Genomic DNA, 24,630 nt, shown 5'->3' on the forward strand with positions numbered 1-24,630 from the left:
AAATGGCTTTAGGTTTTATTTTAGGTGGAGCTGAAATTGACCATGAACAGGCAATCTTAGAACAGTTATTAGCCTGGCAAAAACAAGCTCCGAGTGAAAATTATTTTGTAATTGTGCCCGACCACATTAAATTTGAAACGGAAGTTAAGGTGTTAGAGTTTTTACGCCAACACTATTCTTCTGCTAAGGGCCTGTATGCCCAAACTAAGACCCAGGTCTTTTCTTTTAGTCGCTTGGCTTGGTACTTTATTAAGGACCAGCAAAGTGTTCAGGGACGACATCTGAGTCAAATGGGACTTACCATGCTGGTCCAAAGCATTTTAAGCCGGCTGGACAGCCTACATGTTTTTGCGGCTGAAAAAAATCAAGTTGGCTTTGCACAAAAACTAGCGCAACAGTTGTTGGAATTAAAACAAGGGGGAATTAGTCCCGACGATTTAGACAATTTGGTGGCTAACTTGCCCCAAGATCAAGCTAAGAGCATGGATTTACGGGCTAAATTAGCCGATATGGCCCTGGTTTACCGTCAGTTTGAACTAGAGCTAGGCGACAAGTATGTTGAAAGCAGCAAGGTTTTACAGAGCCTAAATGATTACCTCTTAGAAGCTGATTTGAGTCAAACTTCTTTTCTCATCAGTGGCTTTGATCAACTCTCCGCCCTCGAATTGCAATTACTAAAGACCTTGGTTAAAAGGGCTAAGGAAGTCCGGATTAGCCTGGTTTTGACTAAACAGGGCTTGGAGCAGGCTAGTGGGGACGATAATCTCTTTAACCGGCCTAAGCGGTTGTTTACGGCTTTGACTAACTGGGCTGATAAAAACCACTTGCCGCTAGCAGAGCTTAGCTGGCCTACAGTTAAGCGGCTTAGTCCGGATTTAGAGCGGCTAGGCAAATATTGGCAGACTAGTGTCAGCTTAAAAGCTAATAAGCCAGCTCCTTTAAGCTCAAAGGAGAGTGTGTCAGTGGTAGCCTTGGCCAACCGAATTGAAGAGGTCCGTTATGTAGCTAGTCAAATCAGGCAGGAGGTTGCCAAAGGAGAACGGAGGTACCGCGATTACATGGTACTAGCACCTGATTTAGCTGACTATGAAAATTTAATCGCACCAATCTTTAATCAGTACCAACTGCCGTTTTACTTAGACTTAAGTAAGGGGATGGGTAACCACCCGCTGGTGGAATTTTTAAATGCGCTGTTCAGCTTGGCCAAGCACCCTAATCTTTACAGCTATCACGATTTGATGCGGCTTTTAAAGACGGAGCTGTTTATTCCGCAACTATACGTTAGTGACGCAACCGGTCAGCTGGTCTTAAAGCAAGATCTAGCCACGTTTAGAGATGAGCTTGACTGGTTAGAAAACTACTTGTTAAGAACAGGTATCAGCAGCCGCAAGCGCTTCGAGGCAGACGATTTTTGGCTGGTAGAAAGGCTGCCCCTTAAACCTAACCAAAGTCAAGCTGAGCATGAGGCTGCCCAAAGAAAACTCCTCCACAACCAAAATGCTAACCTCCTTAAAACCCAGGTGGCTAAGTTATTGGCCAGCTTCTCTAGGGCACTAGCTAAGGTCAAAACCAACCGGGATTTTGCCCGGGTTCTCTACCAATTTCTAATTAAAGCCGGGGTTGATCAAAGTTTAGCTACCAGCCAAGCCCGGGCGCAAAAGCGTTTCGAGGAAGGTAAGCTAAACTTAGTGGGGATTAATGCCCAGGACGCCACGAGGCCAGAACAGGTCTGGAACACCCTGTGCGCTCTCCTAGATGAATATGTCTTAGCCTTAGGTGATCAGGACTTTAGCCTAAGTAACTTTAGCGAAATTTTAAACGCGGGCTTTAAGGCGGCTAAATACAAGCAGGTTCCGACAACGCTAGACCAGGTGACTGTTTCTAAGGCTAACTTAAGTCAGCGCCGTGACCGGCGGGTGCTCTTCTTTTTAGGGGCTAGTGACCAAGCCTTACCAGCTCGGTTTGAAAATAATAGCTTAATTTCCGAAGAGGAGCGCCAACTTTTGGCAAGCGGTGACTGGCTAGCGCGCGACCAATTTTTAGCACCGGGAGCAGAAATGGCCATGGCAGACGAACCTTACCAGGCTTACCTTAGCTTTTTGACGGCTAAAGACCGGCTAATCTTTACTTACCCCCAAAATGACGCTGACGGCCAGCTACTAGCTTGTTCGCCCTATGTCAAAAGAATCATGGCGGCCTTTGGACTGAAGGAGACAGACGTTAGAGATAGGCTGGCTGCCTTTTTAGGGACGCCGCGGACATTGCTGACCGATTTATTAACGCAAAGCCGGGCAGCCTTCCAAAACCAAGCCGACTTAGATTCACAGTGGCAGGCAATTTTAGCCTATGAGTTAGCTGTTAACCAAACTTTGACCTTAAAGTTACTTAACAGCCTAGATTATCACAACGAGATTTTGCCTAACACTAAGCCAAGTGCTGATGGGCACAAGCGACTTATTAAGGAGCTCTTAAAGGAGCTTTACCGTCGGGGTAAAAATGCTGCCTTGTTTGGTTCGGTTTCACGGTTGGAAAGTTTTTATGCTAACCCCTATGAATTCTTCTTGAAGTACGGTTTGCAGTTAGAAAAGCGCAAGGAATTTATGCTAAGTCCGGCTGACACGGGGACCTACTTCCATAATTTATTAGACGAGTTTATGCGCCTAATTCACGCTGATAAGACTTACCTCAAACGTTTGACCAGCCGCGAATTCGACCACTACATGAAGCGGGCGGTTACAAACGTTCAACAACAGGCTAAGGAGCAGGAAGGTTACTTGTTTGATGCTAGTGCGCGCCTTGATTTCTTGCGCCAGCAACTAGAAAGCCGTGCGTACCAAGTAGGGCAAGCCATTTGGAAGCAACGCCAGGATCAAGCAATCTACACGTTGGAAACGGAGGCCACCTTTGGTTTTCAAGCTAACGCCCAACTAGATGGGTTAGTCTTTCCAGCCGGAAAAAGGTTTGCCCAGGATGAAACTTTGAACTTACAGGGGCGAATTGACCGCTTAGACCTCGTAATCAGTGAGTTAAACCGCCATTACCTAAGTGTGGTTGACTACAAGTCCGGTAACACTGACCTTAAGTTAAAGGACTTTTTGACTAAGGCATTAAACGGCCTGTCGCTGCAACTATTAACCTACCTAGCCGTTTTGCAAAAGGATAGCAACCAGGCTAAGCTAAAACAACTCCTGTTAGAAATGGATCTTCCACCGGCAGAGCAGTTAGAGGTTGGAGCCACGACTTACCTCAACCTCTTTAGTGGCCGCTTGGCTTTTAAAGATTACCAACCGCTTTTGGAAAAGAAGAAGACCTTTGAAGACCTCTTTATGCAACAGTATCAATACAAGGGCTTATTTAGGTTGGAAGAAGATGCCGACTTTTTGTTGGCCTTAGACCAAAAATTAAAGGCTAAGCCGGCTAAGAGTTTGCCTTATAATATCAGTCACCAAAGTAGCGATAAATTTAAGGCCAACGGGAGCAGTCAGTTGCTAACCCTTGAGCAGTTGGAGCAGTTAGTGCAGTTAAACCTCCAAAAAATTGAACAGGCCAGACAAGAAATCTTTGGGGGCATTATCGACTTGAAGCCTTATAAGTTAGACAGTCAGACCGATGGCTTGCTGTATTCTGATTACCTGCCAATCATGTTGTTTGATCCTATGGTTGGTAATGAATATCGTAAGATTAAAACCTTAAGTACGGAAGAAGTCTGGGCTCAAATCAAACACGAACTGCAGAAAGGATAAGCGATGGAAAGTAAATTTGAAGGATATGCAACCAAAAACCAAATTCAAGCGGTAAAAAGTGAGGCCCAAAATATCTTGGTCTCCGCCTCAGCTGGGTCGGGTAAGACGGCGGTTTTGGTTGAACGGATTTTATACCAAGTTATTGGTCATTACCTGGCTGATGATCAAGCAGACGACGAGAGCCTCTTAGGAGAAGTGGCTAACCTCTTGGTGGTAACCTTCACTAATAAGGCTGCCAAGCAAATGAAGGACCGGCTGGAAAAAGCCTTACGGGAGCGGTTAAGCCAGGTGCAGGCTGCCTCACTTCCCGCCCATAAAAAGCAGCGGGCCAGCCAGCATATTTTAAAGCAGCTGCGGACGTTAAATCTAGCGGATATTTCCACCATGGATGCCTTTTGTTCCCGCCTGCTTAAGCGCTACTACTACGCCTTGGACCTGGATCCTAACTTTAGAATCTTAGCCGACCAGGCAGAAAGTCAGATGATTAAGGCCGACGTGTGGGAGCGTGTTCGGGAACAGGCCTACGCTAAGATGGGGCAAGAACTGGCCCAAAAGCAGCCAAGTGCTTTTTTTGCTGTTTACCAAACCTTTAGTAACGGGAAGGGTGACGAGGCGTTAACGGACGTAGTGATGAGCATCGATACTTACGCCAACGCCAGCGCCAACCCCGAAGCTTGGTTAGCTAACCTGGCTAAACTCTATCAATTCGATGCCCAGGCAGATTTGACCCAAAGTGATTTATGGCAAAATTATCTGGCACTTGATCTGAATAAGCGTCTGGCCAAGGTAAGTAGTGAGTTTACGGAGCTATTAACTGAGTTAACAGCTTTTCTTGAAGCCGCCAAACATTTTTGGCAAACCGACGTTTATGGACTCTACTATGAGGGCAAAGGGGCAGCTAAGGAAAAGAAATTTAGCGCCGATTTAGCTAAGCGGGAGCAAAAATTTGCCGACCTTTTAGCCGCTTATCAAGCTACCAGCCAGGCCTTAACCGCTTACCAAGCCCAGCTTACGACGGCTAATTACGACCAGTTACGAAGTGGACTTGACTTGAACTTTAGTTTTAAGCCAATTTTGCGCCAGGCGGGCAAAACGGCGGGGGATTTTCCCGAAAGTTTAGCTGCCAAATGGAATCAAGTCAAGGCTAAGAAAGATGAGCTTAAAACAGAGGTAGCCAAGATTAAAGCCAGCTACTTTATTTATTCTCAGGCCGACTTCAAAGCAATCTTGACTAAAAGCCAGCTAATTATTGGCGAGCTAGCTAGGTTAACCACTGAATTTAGAAGTGAGTTTGCTAAGGAAAAGACTAGACGCCACCTCTTAGATTACAGTGACATGGAACACTTAGCCTTGAAGCTCTTAACTGGTAGCCAGCCAGAACAAGTTAGGATTCAAGCCGGAATCAAGGCCCACTATCAAGAGGTAATGGTTGATGAATACCAAGATACCAATGAATTGCAAGAAGCACTGTTAACAGCGATTGCTGCCAGTCCTAATAGTTCTTACTTTATGGTGGGAGACGTTAAGCAATCGATTTACCGCTTTAGGCAGGCGGACCCAAGCTTGTTTATCAATAAGTACCAGACTTATCAAGCCGAGGCGGCTGCTGATGAGTTGATTATTCTGCCCCAAAATTACCGGTCGGCCGCAAACGTTACGGGCTTTACCAACTTAATTTTTAGCCAGATTATGGATGCAAGCCTAGGTGAAATCGACTATGACCAGGCAGCCCAATTAATTGCTGCTAACCAGGCTTACTCAAAAGAAACTAGCCAGGTGGCAACGGAATTGCTCTTGTACGAAACTAAGCAAGACGAAAGTGCTAGTCCAATCGCAAGCGACTTTGAACTCGATTCAAAAGAACAGGCCCAGGTGAATTTGATTGCCCATAAAATTCAGGAATTGGTGGGTCAGCAGGAATTTTATAACCGGGACAGTGGGCGAACAGAAACCCTTACCTACAAGGATATTGCCATTTTGGCTTCAACCCACGCCCAGGGGACCTTGATTGCCGAAGAATTTAAACGTTACGGCATTCCAGTTGAGGTCAGCGATACCGACAATTATTTCAAGACGACGGAAATCCAAATCATGCTGTCGCTCTTACGCATTATTGATAACCCCCACCAAGATATCTACTTGGTGGCCACCCTTCGCTCGCCGCTTTATGGCTTTGACGAAAACGAGTTAGCCTATTTGCGGATTGTCACGAGGGGGAGCGATTTTTACGGGACGCTAGTGGGCTTTAAGCAAACCTATGAAAATGCTAAGGACCAGTTGTTTAGGTTTAAACTCGATAATGACTTTGCCTTTGAAGACCAGTTGGCTAAAAAGGTTAACCATTTTTTGACCGAGCTGGAAGCCTTTAGAAAACTAAGTCGCAGTAGTGAGTTAGCACCTTTGATTTGGACAATTTACGAACAGACTGGCTTTTTAGAATATGTGGGTGGGATGCCTGGGGGCCCTCAGCGGGTAGCCAACCTCCACGCCCTGTATGAACGAGCTAGCCAGTACGAAGAAATCAGCTATAAGGGGATTTTCCAATTTCTCCGATTCATCGAACAGATGCAAAAAAATGACCAGGATTTGGCTGAACTAGAGGTTAAGGCCGACGACAACGCGGTCTCCTTTATGACGATTCATAAGAGTAAGGGGCTGGAATTTCCAGTTGTCTTTGTCATGGACCTTGGTCGGAGTTTTAACCTCGGTAGTGTGCAAAGAAATAATTACATTCTAGATGACAAACTAGGCTTGGGCTTAGCCTTAGTTGATGAAAAGCAAAATGAGCAAGCGGACTTACCGGAAAGCTTAAACGTGACCAGCCCGACCCCAGTTTATGAACTGATTAAGGCCCGGCAGTTGAAGTTAGCTTTGGCCGAAGAGATGCGTAAACTTTACGTGGCCTTAACCCGGGCCGAACAGCGGCTCTACTTGGTGGGACATGTTAAGGATGCGCAGGATGCCTTAGGCAAATGGCAACTGGCTAGCCAAAGTGATGAAAAGCTACTGGCAGAAGCTCAGCGGCTTAAGGGGCGGACTTACTTGGATTGGATTGGGGCGAGTCTAATGCGGATGCCTAACTTAGCCGACCGGATTAGCTTTGCGGGTAAACGGGAAGAACAGCTCGACTTACCAACTCCTAGCCCAGTGTTAGCAGACTTTAAGGAGGTTAACTTCAAGCTTGAATTTTGGAACGAAGCAGAGCTCAGCCAAATTTTAGTAGCAAGTGACCAACCAAAAGTAGACCAAGAGCTTTCCTTAAATCAATGGCTAGCTAAGCAAACTGCTGCAGCAAGTCAAGAGCCCGCTAGTGTCAAACAGGTAGCCGACTTTACCTATCCGCATGAAGCTTTGACACAGACCACTGCCTACCAGGCGGTTACCGACATTAAGCGCTTGTTCGATGATCCAGACAACAACTTAATGGAAAATATCGAGATTACCGATGTGACCGCGACGCGCCTTAACTACCGCCAAGCAGAGCAAGGGCAGGCAAGCCTTAACCTTTACGGCCAGGCCAACTTTAAGCAACCTGAATTCATGCAAACAGAAGTTAAGGTCAGTCCGGCTGCCGTAGGGACTGCGACCCACTTGGTTTTCCAAGAACTTGATTTAAGTCAGCCAGTTACTCTTGACGCAGTAGCGGCTACCATCGATAAATTGGTCCTAGCCAAGTTAATAACCACGGAAGTGGCTGCTTTAATCAATCAAAAAGCCATTGGGCGCTTTTATGAAAGTGACCTGGGGCAAGCGGTAATTGCAAATCGCGCTAGCCTTGAGCGGGAGCTGCCGTTTTCACTTCTTTACCCAGCGGGGCATTTATTTGAAGGGGTAGACCAGGCTAGCTCCGACCCAATCTTGATTCACGGGATTATCGACGGCTGTTTTGAAACACCAGACGGGCAGCTAGTGATTTTTGACTACAAAACCGATGCCATCAACGACTTCCAAACGCCTGAAAAGGTGGTGGCCCGTTACCGGGGTCAGTTAAACCTTTATAGCTTAGCTTTAGAAAGTATCAAGCACAAGAAAGTAACCCACCGCTACTTGTATCTAGTTGCTAGCGGTCAGGTAGTAGAAATTTAAAAAAACATCGTCGCTTAATCTTCAAATTAAGCGGCGGTGTTTTTAGTTAAGAACGAATTTAGGTCAGAAAAATAAAAATTATAAACAATTTTTTTGGACAAAGACAAGGTGGTCTTTAATCGTTGCTTGTTGCCATTTTAAGGCAATTTCTTTTCTAAGCTCCAAAAGCGCCTGGAATTGGTAGACCGTTTTAATAATGACCAAACCCAAGTCTTTTTAATTTCGCTTAAAGCAGGGGGGACAGGGTTGAACCCAGTTGGAGCTGATGTAGTTATCCACTATGATCCTTGGTGGAATCAGGCGGCGCAAAATCAAGCTACCGACCGGGCTCACTGGATTGGCCAAGTACATAAGGTGACGGTTTACAACTTGATAAGTAAGGGTACGATTGAAGAAAAGATTTTAGAGATGCAAGAAAATAAGCAACAACTAGCAGATAATATCTTAGGTAGTGACCAAGTAAATAGTTCTAACTTGAGTAAAGAAGATTTGCTAGGATTGTTGTAAAAATTTGGCTGGATGAGGGTTAAGTTTGAAATAACTTAGCTTTGGGCTGATGCTTGCCGTTTGGCAGGCATCTTTTTTTATAAAATTTTTCTCATTTTGCATTAATTGGCTAACTGCTTTGCGTATTTAAATAGTGAAGGGGAAAATATTTCTTTCCCCTGCAGATTTTTATATAATAAGGAGGAAAGCTAATGCTCTCACAAAAAGAAGCCCTTAGGCAAAAGTTTGCCCAGGCGGACTTTACTGATGACGTCATGTTTGGTTTAATAATGTCTCAGCCCGAAATTTGTAAGCGGTTCTTACAGGCGGTATTACCAGCCTATGATTTCGACCACATTAAGGTGACGCCCCAAAAGTATCTTAAAAATTTCAAGGAAAGTAAAGCGGGAGGAGGAGTTTAACTGTTACCAAAAATATAGAATATTGTGGAAAACAATAGGATTATAGTCAATCAGAAAATAAAAAATGTAGGATTGACGGATTATAGAACTTATGTTTTGAACGTTGTCTAAGAAAGTGTTATCATCTCTGTAATGGTAGGTGGGCTTAATGCTACGCGTACAAAAAGTTAGACTGTACCCTAACGAAACCATGAAACAAGTTCTTGATGATTTATGTGATTATCGCAGATATTGTTGGAATCAAGGCTTAGCTTTATGGAATGATATGTATGATGTTTCCTTAATTTTAGGCGACAAGAAGTTACGTCCAAGCGTACGTAAGGTTCGCGATGAGTTAGTCGCCAACAAGGAAGATTGGCAGTACCAACTGTCGGCTCGCTGTTTACAGCTAGCTATTTCTGACTTAGGTAAAGCTTGGAGTAATTTTTTCAAGAAGTCGTTACCCGATTGGGGTAAACCAAAATTTAAGTCTAAAAAGACGGCTCGCCAAGGTTTTAAGACGGACCGGGCTCAGATTGTTAACGGTAAGTTACGGTTGGATAAGCCGCCTGGAGTTAAAGCCTGGGCTGATATTAGTTTTAAGGGCGCTGACGACCTAAATGGTGATTTAAAAGTTGTCTCGATTTACCGTGAAAACGGTAAGTACTGGGCGAGCTTACCCTTTGAAGTTAAGGTGACGAAGAAAACTAAGACCGGACAAAAGACAGCCGTTGACGTTAATGTTGGTCACTTTGACTATACTGAAGGTCAAGTCAAGACCTTGCCTAACAGTTTAAAAGCTTTGTACAAACGCATTAAGCATTACCAACGCCTCTTAGCTAGAAAACGAGTGGTAAATGGAAAGAAAGCGACGCAAGCAAATAATTACGTTAAGACGAGAGCCAAGTTACAACGGGATTATCGCAAAGTCGCTAATATCCAACATGATATTGTTCAAAAGTTCACCACCATGCTAGTCAATAATTATGACCGCATTGCCATTGAAGATTTAGCAGTTAAGCAGATGCAGATGAGTCACGTCGCGTCTAAAGGCTTACACCGGTCAATGTTTGGCTATTTCAAGCAGGTTTTAAAATATAAGTGTGAATGGTATGGCAAGGGGTTAATCTTAGCGGACCGTTACTATCCAAGTACCCAGCGCTGTTCTCAGTGTGGTCATGTTAAGACTGGCGCAGATAAAGTCGGGCTTGACGGCAACAAGAAACACGGAACAAAACATAACGAGTATATTTGTTATGAGTGCGGGGCAGTTATGGAGCGAGACAAAAATGCCGTGAGAAACTTACTTGCTTTACTGTAAAAATAAACGGGGTGGGCTACACCCTTAAGCTACAAGAGTCAGTCACTGTCATTACCCCCAAGTTGGGATATGGGAATACTGGTGTTGACGGTAGTAAGTAAAATTAGGAAAGGAAAACTATATTCTTTCTGATAATGTAGAAGAAGCTACACGTTTTTCTATGTTATTCTACATTTTATATAGCAGGAAAATATATGGCTTTAGCAGGTGAATTTTGGGAGAATGTATGGGAAGATGCAAGAAAAGCAGGAAGGGAAGAAGGCAGGGAAGAAGGAAGAGAAGAAGGTCGTAAGGAAATAGTGCTACTCTTCGTTCAAAAGTTAGCAAAGGATGGACAGACCCAGCCGGAAATCATGACCTATTTAGAAACAGAACTGGGCTTAAGTGAAGATGAAGCCCAAGAGTACTACCAGCTGGCAATGACGAAGGCTTAGTAACTAAAAGGGAGTGGTGCTATGTTAGAACTAGGGAAAGGTTACCAGGTCGCGGCTGTTCAAGATTTAGCAGAGGGCTATGAACAAACGAGTGAGACCTATTTAACAGCAAATGTTGGGGTTAAAAAGCTAGTTGAGGTCTGCCAACATTTTATCGCCATTCACCCTGAGCCCCTATTTTTTATCTTGGAGTTGCCGGTAACAGCTGACCGGGAAGAAGAAGTCGCGCCCGGGGTGTTAACTGAAAGCCACCGGGACGTTTATTACCTCGATGGCTGTTCGCAGGAAGTTTGCCTGTGGCTGCTAGAACGGTACGGGGACTTGTTAATCAACGATGGCATGAGCAAGTTTGGTTTTGGCTGCCACCAAAGTCAAGATGAAATAATGTTAGGCCAGTACAATGTGGTGACGATTTACAGTCAACAGTTAGAAAATTACGCTGACTTTTTTGCAGCCCACGAAATTTTTCAGGTCAACCAGTTAGTAACAGCCTGGGATACCTTTAGCGCACAGACCCCGGGTAAGGCTGAACGAGCTGATTATCAAGGCAAGTCAGTCTATGATTTGCCGACTGAGTTAAAGGAAGTGGGAATGTATTTGGGTGAAACGCGGGCAGAGTAGGTGTAAAGTGAATCTAGTTAGTTAGAAGGTTAGGAAATATCTCCTAACCTTATTTTTGTAATTTTTTGAAATTACATTTAAAAAATACTTGTTTTTTGAAACGGACCTGGTATACTAAAATTGTAAGTTGGAAAAACTTAAAAAAGTAATTTTAAAAAGGCACGGTGATAACATGAAGATGACGGACTTAGTTAGCTTTAAACTGGGCTCACCGCAGTTTCGGATTAAGGAAACGTTGGCTAAGGAAGCGCCGCTTTACCAGATGTATAGTCAATTAGATTTGGAAGAGGATTTAGCGGGGGTGGTAAGTGACCACCAAGAAAATAAGCAGGTCAAAACCCTGGACGATGTTTCAACCTTAAAGACCAATGACTTAGTCTTTAGTTTGATTTCCGGTAAGGCGGCTTTAGTTAGTCCTGAACACGCAGGCTACCTTTACACGCAAAACTACCTGATCTTAGAACCGGATGAGCGCTTAGATGACAAATTTCTCTTATACCTCTTAAATGAGGATAAAGGTATTGCCCGCCAGTTGTGGTTAGGTTTGCAGGGTTCAATGGTTTTAAAGTATACCGTTAAGCAAATTAAGGATTTAAAACTTCCTAAACTTCCTAGTTTGTCTAAACAGGCAGCAATTGGGCAAGTTTACCTAAAACAAAAACACTTGCAGGCCGTTAAAAAAAGGCAGGCGGATAATGAATTAACTTTGCAATTAGCTAAGTTAGAGGAGGTATTAAAAAATGGATGAGCTTAAGTTTGAAAGTGAATTAATCCAATATCTAACACACGGGACCATCACTCATCCGGATGGACTTAGTGGCGAGTGCGTCGATGAGGGGATTGGGGATTACGTAGTCAAAACCAAACTTTGGAAATACGAACCCGAAATCAAAACCACAGAACAATTATGGGACAACTTCAAGGCAATTTTAGAGCAGCACAATCAAAATACTTTGGATCACCCCTTATCAGTGGTTGAGTTTAACCAGGTTAAGCAGATTATTTCTGATTTAAAAACGCCCTACCAAGCAGGTCAGTTTTTGTATGGTCTCAACGGAGTTTCTCAAATTGAAATTGATCTAGACGATGGCCGCCACGTCTTTTTAACCGTCTTTGATCAAAAACAAATTGGGGCAGGGGACACGGTCTACCAAATCGTCAATCAGATTAAGCGCCCGGCGGTAATTGCTGGGAAGCCCGAACGTCGTTTTGATACGACCTTGCTTATTAATGGTTTACCAATTATTCAAATCGAAGAAAAACGTGATACGCATGATGTTAACGAAGCACTAAACCAGATGCACCAATACATAGTTGAAAATCAGTACCACGATATTTACTCGACTCTGCAAATTTTGATTGCGATGACCCCTAATAACGTCAAATATATGGCTAATACTACCGCTGATAAGTTCAATAAGGACTTTGCTTTTAATTGGCAACGGAAAAATGATAACCGGATTGTGCGGAATTGGCGGGAGTTTGCCGATTCAATGTTATCAATTCCGATGGCCCATAAAATGGCGACTAACTACATGATCTTAGATGGAACTAAGAATAAGCAGATGTTAAAGGTGATGCGGCCTTACCAAGTTTACGCCACCCAAACGGTTATCAATAAGTTAAAGCAAGTTGACTTTAGTATGGGCAATAACAAGGTGGGCTACATTTGGCACACAACCGGTTCAGGGAAAACTATTACCAGTTTTAAGACGGCCTGGCTTGCCAGTCGGATGCCTAAGATTGATAAGGTGGTCTTTGTGGTTGACCGCATCGCTTTGACCCGGCAAACCTTTGAAAACTACCGGGCTTATGATCCTGATGCGGGTGAAGACTCGCTAGGTAGTGTTCAGGACACTAAAAAAACCACCGAACTTAATCGGCGGCTCAAAAGTAAAAACGACGGGATCATTGTGACCTCGGTCCAAAAACTCGATACCTTAGTTAAGCGCAAGTCGTTTAAAACTCCTAAGAAAAACATTGTCTTTATCGTCGACGAAGCCCACCGCTCAACCGGAGGCGATTCCTTTGCCGGGATTCAAAAGGCCTTTCCTAACGCAGCTTGGGTAGGTTACAGTGGGACGCCAATGTTTGATGAAACGACCAAGGGGTTACGGACAGAGGATATATTCGGTCCACTCCTTCACGCTTACACTATTAGGGAAGCTATTGCTGATCATAACGTCTTAGGCTTTAAGGTTGATTTTGAAACCACGATTGATGAAGAGCAAATGAAGGCTGATTATCTGCCAAAATTCTACAAGGAACATTATCCAAAGTGGAGCGACGAGCAAATCGCAGCCAAAATTGCTAACCTAACCCCGGCTGACATGGACGATGCGGTGGAACCAAGTTTTTATGATGAAAACCCCGACCACGTTCGCTTGGTGGTGGCAGATATTTTCAAAAACTGGCGCAACCGCTCTAATGATGGTAAATATAATGCCTTATTGACGACTCATGTTGGTGGGGGCAAGGCCAGCACCCCGATGGCTTTAATGTACTTTAACGAATTTCAGCGAGTTAACCAGGAACACCAAAAAACGGGGGACTTGACCCTCAAGGTGGCCGTAACTTTTAGCCAAAATACCAGCAATGGGGATGGCATGGTAAAAAACAATGAAGGGTTACACCAGGCTATCAAGGTTTACAACCGCCAATTTGGCACCAACTTTGGCTTAGACGATGTGGCAGGTTATACCCAAGACGTTACCAGCCGGTTAAATAAGAGTGCCAGTGACGGCAATTTCTTAGACCTAGTCATCGTAGTTGACCAACTCTTAACTGGATTTGATGCTCCGGAACTAAATACCTTGTATGTTGACCGGACTTTGAAAGGAGCTGGCTTAATTCAAGCTTACTCACGGAGTAACCGGATTGCTGACATGCAAGAAAAACCTTGGGGCCGGATTGTCAATTACCGCTGGCCTGGTCAAAATGAAAAGTTAATGAATGAAGCCTTGGCCATCTATGCTAATAAGAATTCTGCCGATTTGACCGACGAGGAACGCAGCATTAACAACCAAAAAGACGGAATTACCGCTCCAGAGTTTAAGGATGTCTTTAACGAGGTTAAAGAAACGGTTACGCGCTTAAGTGAGTTGACAGATGAATTCAACCAGCTGCCGGCTTCGGAAAAGCAAAAATATGAGATGCTTGACCACTTACGTGATTACAACGCCGGTATTGCTAAGTTGAAGCAATATGACCCTAAAGAAAGTGATGGCCAAGAAATTGGGTTTGATTACAACAATCCTGATGAGCTAATCACACAATTAGGGATGACTCCCGACCAAGAGGTCATGTTAAGCACAGTCTTAACCAATGAACTAAAGCAATGGATTGCCAAAAAAGAAGATGTCTCCCCTTATCAAATTGAATTAAAACTAACTCACATTAAGGATGTCAAGGTCAACTATGACTATTTAACCGAGTTAGTCGAAGACCTCTTGAATCAAGTTCACGAAGGCAAGACCAAAGAGGCAGAGGAAACCCAAGCCAAAATCAAGCAATTTGCCAACGGGCTTGACGATCGGTCCTATGCCAAGAAAATCCTTAACGCCGCCATGGCAATTCTTTCCGGCCACTTTCCTCCGGAAGATATGGACTTTAAGTATCCAGTCAAGTTAGATAACAGCGAACGCATCATTCAAACCGCCAATAACATTAGTTTGGACCGCCTCTTCTTGGATTTCCGTAATAAGTGGGGCATTACCGACCTACTAACCAGTGCCCAAATGCGGACGATGTTTAGCCGCCACCGCTACGGTCAACAAGATCTTGACGATACAGGTCAAATCCGCGACTTGCTAGCGCAAGCTGTTCTTAAATATAAGCAGCTGGCCCTTGACGCTGACGTTCAAAAGCTTTCCAAAATCAAGTATCGTAATGGTCTACGTGAAGCAATCTACAAGCTTGCTGACCAAATGACTGACGCAGAATAAGGGTCTCAGTCCCAATTTAGCTAAAAAAGCAAACTAAAAATCATAAATTTAAGCAAAGCGAGGCAAACTTTATGGACAAAGAAAAAATTGGTATACCTAAGCTCCGCTTCCCCGGATTCACTGGCGCTTGGGAACAGCGAAGACTAGGGGATTATCTTTCTATCCCGACAAAGGAACCAATAACAGACATTAATGAGTTAAAGTTAATGACTTTAAAATTAAATCTTGAGGGAATAACTTTATCAGCAAATAGAGAAACGTTAAAGCTAGGAGCTACCAAATACTATAAAAGACATGAGGGTCAGTTATTGTATGGAAAACAAAACTTTTTCCATGGCTCTATTGCGTTAATTCCCAAAGAAGCTGAAGGTTATGCTACATCTGGTGACGTACCTGCTTTAGATATTTCAAATGTAAATAGCAAATACCTTGTTGATTATATTAGTAGACCTAGTTATTTCAAAGCTAAAGAGGCGTTAGCTACCGGGACGGGGAGCAAACGAATACATGAAAAAACACTACTTAATTTCAAAATTGCCGTACCTTCTTTGGAGGAACAGAATGCAATAAGTGATTTTATAACTAACTATACAAATCTCATCGCCCTTCATCAGCGTAAGTTGGAACATTTGAAGCAGCAAAAAAATGGTCTACTTCAAAAGATGTTCCCTAAAAATGGTGAAAGTGTGCCAGACGTACGTTTCCCAGGATTTACTGACCCTTGGGAACAGTGGAAGTTGGGGGATTTTGGCAAAGTTGCAATGAATAAGCGTATTTTTAAAAATCAGACATCCGAAAAAGGAGATGTTCCTTTTTACAAAATTGGAACTTTTGGAGGTATTGCGGACTCATATATATCACATGAGCTATTTGAAGAATATAAGTCTAAGTACCCATACCCTCAAAAAGGAGATCTACTTATTTCAGCCTCTGGAAGTATTGGGAGAATTATTGAATATAAAGGTAAAGATGAATATTTTCAAGATTCAAATATTGTATGGCTTGATCATGACGGTAGATTATCAAATTCTTTTTTAAAGCAGTTCTACCATGTAGTTAAATGGCAAGGATTAGAAGGTAGTACTATAAAAAGACTTTATAACAAAAATATATTGGCAACTAAGATATCAGTACCAGCAATTTCTGAACAAAACAGAATAGGGAATTTTCTACAACAAATTGATTCTCTCATCGCCCTTTATCAACGTAAGCTCGAACACCTCGAACTTTTGAAAAAGGGATTGCTACAACAAATGTTTGTTTAAAAAATAATCGTTATAAAATAAGGAGTTATGCGACATGTCAGAAAATAAAGCACAAACTATAAAAAATAAATTATGGGCAATGGCCAACGAATTAAGAGGCAACATGGATGCTAATGAATTTAAGAACTATATTTTAGCCTTTATGTTTTACCGTTACCTTTCAGAACACCAAGAAGATTACTTGGTAACTAATAACGTAATTGATGTTCCAGCGGGGATGTCAGTTAATGAAGCTTACGCTAAGGAAGCAGCGGGAGAAGATCTAGCCGATTATTTAGAAGATATTTCAGCTACATTAGGTTATGCCATCGCTCCTAATGATACCTGGGCTAGTTTAAGTGAAAAGATTGCCAATTCAGAGGTTATTCCAAGTGATTACCAAACAATGTTTGATAATTTCAACAAGAATGCTAGTTTAAATCCAGAAGCTTTACAAGACTTTAGTGGGATTTTCAATGATATTAACCTAGGTGACTCAAGATTAGGGGCAAATACCACGGCTCGGGCTAAGTCATTAAATGGGATTGTTAAAATGATCGATGATGTTAAGTTTAAAGATGACGATGGTAAGGATATTCTTGGGGAAGTCTATGAATATTTAATTGGGGAATTTGCATCTTCAGCTGGTAAAAAGGGTGGCGAGTTCTATACCCCACACGAAGTAAGTAAGATTTTAGCTAAAATTGCGACTCACGGTGTTAAAGAAACGGGTGAAACCTTTGCAGTTTATGATCCAACTATGGGTTCGGGTTCATTGCTGTTAACAGTAGGTAATGAATTACCACATGGCAAGAAGACCGGTGCTATTAAGTATTACGGGCAAGAATTAAATACCACTACTTATAACATTGCCCGGATGAATTTGATGATGCACGATGTCAACTTTAATAATATGACTTTAAACAACGCTGACACATTAGATAGTGACTGGCCAGACGGTCCAGATGATCGGGGGATTGATCGGCCACGTTCATTTGATGCTGTGGTAGCTAACCCACCTTATTCTGCTAAGTGGGACAATGACAAGTCCAAGTTAAAGGATCCTCGCTTCAGTGATTATGGTAAGTTAGCCCCTGCTTCAAAGGCAGACTACGCCTTTATCTTACACAGTTTGTATCACTTGAATAACGAAGGAACTATGGCGATTGTTTTACCACACGGGGTCTTATTCCGTGGGGCGGCAGAAGGTACTATCCGTAAGACATTGATTGAAAAGAACTACCTCGATGCCGTAATCGGCTTACCGGCTAACTTATTCTATGGGACAAGTATTCCAACTACCATCTTAGTCTTTAAGAAGAACCGGAAAAACAAGGACATCCTCTTCATTGATGCCTCTAAGGAATTTGAAAAGGGAAAGAACCAAAATACCCTGTCGGAGGCCAACATTGATAAGATTGTGTCAACCTATGTAAACCGTGAAGATGTTGAAAAGTACGCGCATGTTGCTAGTCTTGACGAGATTAAGGAAAATGATTTTAATCTCAACATCCCACGCTATGTCGATACTTTTGAAGAAGAAGAACCTGTTGATTTGGATGAAGTCAAAAAGTTGTTGGCACAAGATGATGAAGAAATCAAGCAATTAGAAGCTGAAATTGCAGAACAATTAAAAATTCTAGGTGTTTAATTACAGCTTGATTGCGTTATGATTAGTGAGGAGCTGCTACATGGGAACAGCGAAGACTAGGGGATTATCTTTCTATCCCGACAAAGGAACCAATAACAGACATTAATGAGTTAAAGTTAATGACTTTAAAATTAAATCTTGAGGGAATAACTTTATCAGCAAATAGAGAAACGTTAAAGCTAGGAGCTACCAAATACTATAAAAGACATGAGGGTCAGTTATTGTATGGAAAACAAAACTTTTTCCATGGCTCTATTGCGTTAATTCCCAAAGAAGCTGAAGGTTATGCTACATCTGGTGACGTACCTGCTTTAGATATTTCAAATGTAAATAGCAAATACCTTGTTGATTATATTAGTAGACCTAGTTATTTCAAAGCTAAAGAGGCGTTAGCTACCGGGACGGGGAGCAAACGAATACATGAAAAAACACTACTTAATTTCAAAATTGCCGTACCTTCTTTGGAGGAACAGAATGCAATAAGTGATTTTATAACTAACTATACAAATCTCATCGCCCTTCATCAACGTAAGCAAAATTGAACAACTAACTTTCTAATTGTTCATATAGTAATTTTTAAATAGAGTAATATTTATAGATTTTGGTAAGCCATGCCAGTTGGTACTGGATTTCAGGGTTTGATTCCCTGCATGGCTATTTTCTTACTAGCAAGAAATTTTAGAAAAAGGAGGCTTGGCAAAATGACAAAACTTAAAAATAGACAAATAGAGAGATTTTTTAGAAATAAAGGCAATAGCAAACTATTAGTGACCGAAAATTGGTTGGTAGATAAAGGTGGGCAAAGTTCGTTTATGTTAGACTGGCGGTTATCGCCAAAACAAATTAACGAATTTCGTATTAAACAGGCAGAGATGTTTACAGCTAAAGAATACAGTGAATCATCATCAAGAATGTTACTGAATAACTATGATAAGACCGATATTGTTTGTATTAGCGGGATTGTGTCAGATGTTGTAGTTGATAAAGATTTTGTTTTAAAGAAAGATGGCAGTAATTTTAAGCAGAATAAAACACGGCTCTTGATTGATAATCCGTATATTGAGTGGGTAGTTACCAAGTATGGTAAGCAATGTGTGAGAAGAAAATTAGACAGCCACATCTGGTTTTACGTTGACGAAATTTTACACATGAACCCCAAAAAAGACAAGCTTACGGTATCTATCGGCGACATGATGATGATGGCTGGCAGGGTAAAAGAATACTACGGCAGGGGTGATTACGGCGTAAAAGCTATTAAGTACGGCCTAGGTGATTTAGTTTTAATTGATAGTGGCATGCAAGTTCGTTCGCGTGTTGATAAAGAAAAATATACAATTGTATCGAATTACCCACGCAAAGACGATTGGGTACTAAAATGTGAACGCAACTTGAATAGTGAAGCGAAGGGCAGAATTAGTGCCATTCGGTACCGAGAAAGCTTGTATCCGTCATATAAAGAAAGAATGACTATAAATAAGTTAAAGGTAGGTAGGAAGTTTGAAAAATAGTGAAGCGTTTGATATGCAACTGATGATGACAAGAAAAATTTTTAAAGTAGCAGAAACGAGCGAAAAGTTATTTAACTCAATACAAGTGCTAAGACCAAGATTATCAACGCCGGTCGATTATGACGAGGTGAGGGCTAAAGCAAATGAAAAGTACTTTGAAAAGTTATATTTTGCAACCGATTCCAACAGGTTGTATTACATTGATGAAGAGTCATTGGCCTTTATTAATGCTAACCCATTGGAGATTTTGCGAATACCAAGTAAGTTAATAAGCGTAGAGGAGATAATTGCTAAAAGTAGCAACGTAGCCAATGATTTGTATGCAAAAGTAATTTCCAATGCAGAGAAAACTCAAATAATGGTTATACTAGAGTTGCTTGAAGACAGATTAAGGGAGGTGCCGAATAGAAAAGAAATTTTCCGTGATTTGGTAGTTGGAACCCGAAAGAAAGCAGATGTGTCCTTCGCTGATTTTGATAGCCAATTCACGTCAAAACTGGGATATGAAGATCTTAAGGCAAAGGGTGAGACAGTAATCTATCGTGGTGAAAATATGTGGTCACAAAATTATCTATTTGCATATTCTTGGACAACGAGCAGAGAAAAGGCAGAATCGTTTGCTAATCGTTTTGAAGATGGTAAAGTATTGCAAGCTAAGATACCTAATAATAGGATTATCTATACGTATAAAAATGACGAAGAACATGAAGTATTGGTCAATTCAGATTACTTGTTGGAAGTAGTAACATTATAAGGTGGGTGAAATGAAAATGCGTTATACAGATGTTGAAGTTATGAAAGACGATTTAAAGAAAGAAATGATTAGACTGAATTTACAAAAGAATGCAAGCAAAACTGAGTATAATAAGCGTTACAATAAAGAAATTGCCCCAAGTGCAACAGGGGTTCTTAAGAGAACTGGTATGAAGTGGCAAGAATTGATGGCTGAATTTGGTTTTGCAAAGAAGAAACATGCGAATGGGAAGCATACAGTCGGAATTTCACGTAAGCATAGAAGATGGGACGAAGCAGATAAACGGGAAATTATAGCAAAAAGTTTATTGTGTATGCACAAATATAGACCAGCAGTTCTTAATGAGTTTCGTAAATTAGCACGCACAGAAGTGGGGGCTGGGATTAATACGATGAGTCAGCATGGTGTTACATGGAGTTTGTTATATCGTCTATATTACGAAAAGTATGGAGAATTTTTGAATCCAAATAACAGTATTAATTTCTATATCATGGAAAATGCTAAGCTGCTAAAGGCTGCCAAGAAGTTTATTAACGATAATGGTATTAAAACGCAGCAAGAGTATACGCAAAAAAGACAAGAGACCAATGATGAAGTACCTTCATATTACACCTTGCACAAGCTTTTAGACGAGCAAGAACTTTGGGTGTTATTTAATATTAGGGAGGTTTAAAAATAATGGGGGATTTTATGGAAGTTATATCAAATAAAGAAAACAGCGTCGTTACTAGAATTTATCCAGAATTAAAAGAACAAGCTGAGTCTGTATTAGATAAATTACAAGGTCCAACGGCAACGGCTATTAACATGTTTTCACAACAAGTAGTGAATTATCAGGAGATTCCGGTTGAAGTTACTACTAAAAAGGTATCAACAAACTATTCAACTTTAACTAAAGAGCAATTTAATAATGAGATTCAAAAGGGTTTTTCTGATATTGATAGCAGTGATATTTTCACGTCTGAAGAAGTTCAAGCAGAATTACTAAAGCGTAGAAGAGGTTAATATAGAAGAATGGAAGGGTATTTACTCTAATTAATACATATAATATCCTGAAAATTAGAAATTGCATGAAGAAGATTGATAAATAAAGAGCGCTGGTACAGACCAACGCTTTTTTAGTTATGCTCACAAGTTTTTCTGTTGCTTTAATGATGGAAGTATATAGTTTGAAGCATTATTCACAAAATTACGATATATTATACTTGGGAACAGCGGAAGTTGGGGGATCAAATGTATATCAAAGCTCGTATTGGTTGGCAAGCTTTGAAAAAAGATGAATATATGGAAACTGGTGATTTTTATCTTATAACCGGAACCGATATCGATGAATCCAGACATATTGTTGATTTAAGTCGTTGCTTCTACGTTTCAGAGGAACGCTATGATATGGACAAAAAGATTCAGTTGCAAAATGGAGATATTATTGTTACTAAGGATGGGACAATTGGAAAGGTTGCAATGGTTACAGATTTAGACAAACCTGCAACACTAAATAGTCATTTGTTTGTTCTTAGAGATTTAAGTGGACATTTAGATAAATATTTTTTACTAACGATCCTTAGTTCTGACATTTTTAAGTCATTTGTAGAAAGCACAAAGACAGGAAGCACATTAACAGGCTTACCTCAAAAAACTATTGTTAAGTTTAAATTTCAGATTCCAAGTATTCAAGAACAAAGAAAAATTTCTACACTTTTTAAGTCGGTCGATTCTCTCATCGCCCTTTATCAGCGTAAGCCTGATTACCAAAAATGGAGGTATTAGAATGATAACGAATAACTTTACATGTGAAAGTTTGTTTAAAGATTACTTTAGTTTTTGGATAAAACTCTATAAAGAAGGAGCCGTTCGACCAGTAACACTTGAGAAATATTGGAATAATCAGCGTCAGATTGCAAGAATTATTCCAGAGTTGCAGATGAAAGATTTTGACCGTAATGCTTACCAAGAATTATTAAATCAATACGCATTGACACATGAACGCCAAACGGTGATTGACTTCCATCACCAGGTAAAGGGTGCAATTTTAGATGCGGTGGATGATGGTTTGATAGATAGAGATCCCACTAGAAAGGCCATTTTTAAAGGTAAAGCACCTAGGGAAAAGAAGCCGAAGTATTTAAACCAATTTGAGTTGCATAGTCTTTTAGAGGATCTGGATTTGGGGATGGAAATCACCTGGGATTGGTTAATTTTATTGATTGCTAAAACGGGATTACGCTTTTCTGAGGCGTTGGGATTAACTCCAGCCGATTTTGATTTTGCGCGACAGACTATTTCAGTAAGCAAGACCTGGGATTATAAGACTAACACTGGTTTTCAACCCACTAAAAATAGGAGTTCAGTTAGGAAAGTACAGATGGACTGGCAGTTAGGGATGCAATTCCAACAATTAATCAGAAACTTGGATGATGATAAGCCAATCTTTGTTAACGGACCAGTTTGCAATTCGACTCCTAATAAGTGTCTAGAGCGTCATTGCAGAAAATGTGGTATTCCTATAATTTCAATTCATGGTTTAAGACATACGCACGCGTCATTACTCATGTTTGCAGGAGTTTCTATTGCGAGTGTTTCTAGGCGGTTAGGACATTCATCAATAACAACCACTCAAAAGGTCTATATGCACATTATCAGTGAATTAGAGAACCAAGATAATGATTTAGTAATGAGATATTTAGCAAGCTTAAGTTAGTTTCAACGTTTCAGGCTTACGTTGATAAAGGGCGATGAGAGAATCAATTTGTTGTAGAAAATTCCCTATTCTGTTTTGTTCAGAAATTGCTGGTACTGATATCTTAGTTGCCAATATATTTTTGTTATAAAGTCTTTTTATAGTACTACCTTCTAATCCTTGCCATTTAACTACATGGTAGAACTGCTTTAAAAAAGAATTTGATAATCTACCGTCATGATCAAGCCATACAATATTTGAATCTTGAAAATATTCATCTTTACCTTTATATTCAATAATTCTCCCAATACTTCCAGAGGCTGAAATAAGTAGATCTCCTTTTTGAGGGTATGGGTACTTAGACTTATATTCTTCAAATAGCTCATGTGATATATATGAGTCCGCAATACCTCCAAAAGTTCCAATTTTGTAAAAAGGAACATCTCCTTTTTCGGATGTCTGATTTTTAAAAATACGCTTATTCATTGCAACTTTGCCAAAATCCCCCAACTTCCACTGTTCCCAAGCGCCACGCTATTTACTTTGTGAATCTAGGTACAAGAACGAAAAGTAGCCTGTAAAATTTAGTTAATTATTTGTCTTAGCCAGAAAAGCCCATGCTTTTCTGGCTAAGTTATTACTAGTTTAAAATTTTGAATAATCATACTTCGCTAAAAGAAGCGGTTAAATCCGCTTCTTTTAGCAGGAGACTATTAAAGAAATTTACAATAGTGTTCTTTATTTCAACTATGAATTTGTTTAATAAGGGGTAAAGAAGCTTGGTAATGCCAAGCTTCTTTACCGCTAACTTACTTAATTGAAAACTAGTAAAGGGACTGGAAGTAAAGCTAGTTTTAATATTATTAGGCTCAGTCTTAAAGTTAGTTTTAACAACTCTGGATTCATTTCTATAGTCGGCTTTATTAGCAGTGGTGCTATTAGCAAATTCTTTATTAGCGTTTACTTTAAGAGGGGTGGAGATATTTGCTTGAGTGGGAGCTGGTTTAGCCTGGGAGACAAGGTTAGGGTTGTCTTTGAAGCCGGCTAAAAGTAGGGCGGTAAATTCGTCTGCAGGCAGGGGATTTCTGATGTAGTCGCGTTTAGGTGAAACTGAGTTAGTGGTAACTTTTTTAGCTTCCTTAGCGCTTGGACTGACTTCAGGGGTAGGTGTTTTTTGATGAGGGGTAGCTGGCAAGATTTTAAGTAGGCGGGGGATGGCTTTGATGACCTTGACGAGGCCGTAGTCGATTAGGGCTTTGAACCAGTGGGAGGCGGTGCATAGGCTGACGTTATAAAGAGTGGCGATTTCTTGGTTAGATAGGGCGCAGAGGGCGTTTTCGTCCATGCGGGCGGTTAGTTCGCTGTAAAGTAGTTTTTCGTTGGCGGTGAGGTTGTGATCGTAGCGGATGGTAGCGTCTAAAGTAGTTTGTAAGTTCATGAAAAATGCTCCTTGCTGTAAAATTTCTGGACGAACTGGGCGACAAAAGCGGCCAGTCGTTTAAACTGGTCGCTAAAACTAACGAAGGTAAGTTAGCAGGCCTAACAAGCTAACCCAAACCAAACTCAGGACTAAAGTTGTCAGCCAACTGAGTTCAAATAACCGGGGGGTCAGGGGCGTTGGTGTTAGCGTTTTGCCGGCCTTTATTATTGTGATAAATAACAGTCCCAATAGCAGTAATACCGCTAAGCAACTAGGCTCAAGGGACTGTAAAACCTTGGTGAGGTTTAAACGGACATCAAAATTAACTTGGGTAATAGTA

At 41.2% G+C, this 24,630-nt stretch carries 20 protein-coding genes and 1 pseudogene; 18 read left to right on the plus strand and 3 right to left on the minus strand.

What is annotated here, in order from left to right; all coding sequences use genetic code 11:
* Nucleotides 1–2 precede the first annotated feature (2 nt).
* On the plus strand, nt 3–3,743 hold the full coding sequence (locus N4597_RS04305; RefSeq protein WP_260904835.1) for a PD-(D/E)XK nuclease family protein: 3,741 nt from the start codon (nt 3–5) through the stop codon (nt 3,741–3,743).
* A 3-nt stretch (nt 3,744–3,746) separates the two neighbouring features.
* Nucleotides 3,747–7,829 (plus strand): helicase-exonuclease AddAB subunit AddA, encoded by a 4,083-nt coding sequence (addA, locus tag N4597_RS04310; protein ID WP_260904837.1) that lies wholly within the window; start codon nt 3,747–3,749, stop codon nt 7,827–7,829.
* Between the two features lie 78 nt (nt 7,830–7,907).
* On the opposite strand, the gene N4597_RS04315 is transcribed toward addA, so the two are convergent.
* On the minus strand, nt 7,908–8,033 hold the full coding sequence (locus N4597_RS04315) for a hypothetical protein (RefSeq protein WP_260905329.1): 126 nt from the start codon (nt 8,031–8,033) through the stop codon (nt 7,908–7,910).
* On the opposite strand from N4597_RS04315, the gene N4597_RS04320 reads away from it, so the two are divergent.
* From N4597_RS04320 to N4597_RS04395, 16 genes are all read left to right on the plus strand, one after another.
* Nucleotides 8,007–8,336 carry a helicase-related protein gene (locus N4597_RS04320; protein WP_260904840.1) on the plus strand — a complete coding sequence of 110 codons (330 nt, stop codon included), beginning with the start codon at nt 8,007–8,009 and terminating at the stop codon, nt 8,334–8,336. The two genes, N4597_RS04315 and N4597_RS04320, sit on opposite strands and share 27 nt — an antisense overlap.
* Nucleotides 8,337–8,527: 191 nt before the next feature.
* A complete protein-coding gene (locus N4597_RS04325; protein ID WP_260904842.1) occupies nt 8,528–8,737 on the plus strand; it encodes a hypothetical protein in 210 nt (69 codons plus the stop codon).
* A gap of 148 nt (nt 8,738–8,885) precedes the next feature.
* Nucleotides 8,886–10,037, plus strand: a complete 1,152-nt coding sequence (locus N4597_RS04330) for an RNA-guided endonuclease InsQ/TnpB family protein (protein ID WP_260904844.1) — start codon at nt 8,886–8,888, stop codon at nt 10,035–10,037.
* Nucleotides 10,038–10,231: 194 nt separating this feature from the next.
* Complete coding sequence (locus N4597_RS04335) at nt 10,232–10,471, plus strand: hypothetical protein (RefSeq protein ID WP_260904847.1); 240 nt, start codon at nt 10,232–10,234, stop codon at nt 10,469–10,471.
* A 21-nt stretch (nt 10,472–10,492) separates the two neighbouring features.
* Entirely contained in the window at nt 10,493–11,092 is a 600-nt protein-coding gene (locus N4597_RS04340; RefSeq protein ID WP_260904848.1) for a hypothetical protein, read from the plus strand.
* A 172-nt stretch (nt 11,093–11,264) separates the two neighbouring features.
* Complete coding sequence (locus N4597_RS04345; RefSeq protein WP_260904850.1) at nt 11,265–11,840, plus strand: restriction endonuclease subunit S domain-containing protein; 576 nt, start codon at nt 11,265–11,267, stop codon at nt 11,838–11,840.
* A complete protein-coding gene (locus N4597_RS04350) occupies nt 11,833–15,036 on the plus strand; it encodes a type I restriction endonuclease subunit R (RefSeq protein ID WP_260904852.1) in 3,204 nt (1,067 codons plus the stop codon). The genes N4597_RS04345 and N4597_RS04350 overlap by 8 nt, the downstream gene beginning before the upstream one ends.
* A gap of 71 nt (nt 15,037–15,107) precedes the next feature.
* Complete coding sequence (locus N4597_RS04355; RefSeq protein ID WP_260904854.1) at nt 15,108–16,301, plus strand: restriction endonuclease subunit S; 1,194 nt, start codon at nt 15,108–15,110, stop codon at nt 16,299–16,301.
* 34 nt (nt 16,302–16,335) lie between these two features.
* Nucleotides 16,336–17,931, plus strand: a complete 1,596-nt coding sequence (locus N4597_RS04360) for a type I restriction-modification system subunit M (RefSeq protein WP_204773341.1) — start codon at nt 16,336–16,338, stop codon at nt 17,929–17,931.
* A gap of 119 nt (nt 17,932–18,050) precedes the next feature.
* Complete coding sequence (locus tag N4597_RS04365; protein WP_260904857.1) at nt 18,051–18,473, plus strand: restriction endonuclease subunit S; 423 nt, start codon at nt 18,051–18,053, stop codon at nt 18,471–18,473.
* A 159-nt stretch (nt 18,474–18,632) separates the two neighbouring features.
* Nucleotides 18,633–19,439, plus strand: a complete 807-nt coding sequence (locus N4597_RS04370; protein ID WP_260904859.1) for a hypothetical protein — start codon at nt 18,633–18,635, stop codon at nt 19,437–19,439.
* Nucleotides 19,429–20,193, plus strand: coding sequence for a hypothetical protein (locus tag N4597_RS04375; protein ID WP_260904861.1), 765 nt, complete (start codon nt 19,429–19,431; stop codon nt 20,191–20,193). The genes N4597_RS04370 and N4597_RS04375 overlap by 11 nt, the downstream gene beginning before the upstream one ends.
* Nucleotides 20,194–20,203: 10 nt before the next feature.
* A complete protein-coding gene (locus N4597_RS04380) occupies nt 20,204–20,866 on the plus strand; it encodes a hypothetical protein (RefSeq protein WP_260904863.1) in 663 nt (220 codons plus the stop codon).
* 5 nt (nt 20,867–20,871) lie between these two features.
* Entirely contained in the window at nt 20,872–21,198 is a 327-nt protein-coding gene (locus N4597_RS04385; protein WP_239460505.1) for a type II toxin-antitoxin system RelB/DinJ family antitoxin, read from the plus strand.
* A 228-nt stretch (nt 21,199–21,426) separates the two neighbouring features.
* Nucleotides 21,427–21,960, plus strand: a complete 534-nt coding sequence (locus tag N4597_RS04390; RefSeq protein WP_260904866.1) for a restriction endonuclease subunit S — start codon at nt 21,427–21,429, stop codon at nt 21,958–21,960.
* Between the two features lies 1 nt (nt 21,961).
* Nucleotides 21,962–22,891, plus strand: coding sequence for a site-specific integrase (locus tag N4597_RS04395; protein WP_204773481.1), 930 nt, complete (start codon nt 21,962–21,964; stop codon nt 22,889–22,891).
* On the opposite strand, the pseudogene N4597_RS04400 reads toward N4597_RS04395, so the two are convergent.
* Nucleotides 22,892–23,395, minus strand: a pseudogene (locus tag N4597_RS04400) (restriction endonuclease subunit S); the annotation flags it as partial. It lies immediately after the preceding gene.
* A 136-nt stretch (nt 23,396–23,531) separates the two neighbouring features.
* Nucleotides 23,532–24,308 (minus strand): helix-turn-helix domain-containing protein, encoded by a 777-nt coding sequence (locus N4597_RS04405; protein ID WP_260904869.1) that lies wholly within the window; start codon nt 24,306–24,308, stop codon nt 23,532–23,534.
* Nucleotides 24,309–24,630: the final 322 nt, after the last annotated feature.

Origin of the sequence: Ligilactobacillus agilis (assembly GCF_025311475.1) — a bacterium.
Taxonomy (GTDB): Bacteria; Bacillota; Bacilli; order Lactobacillales; family Lactobacillaceae; genus Ligilactobacillus; species Ligilactobacillus agilis.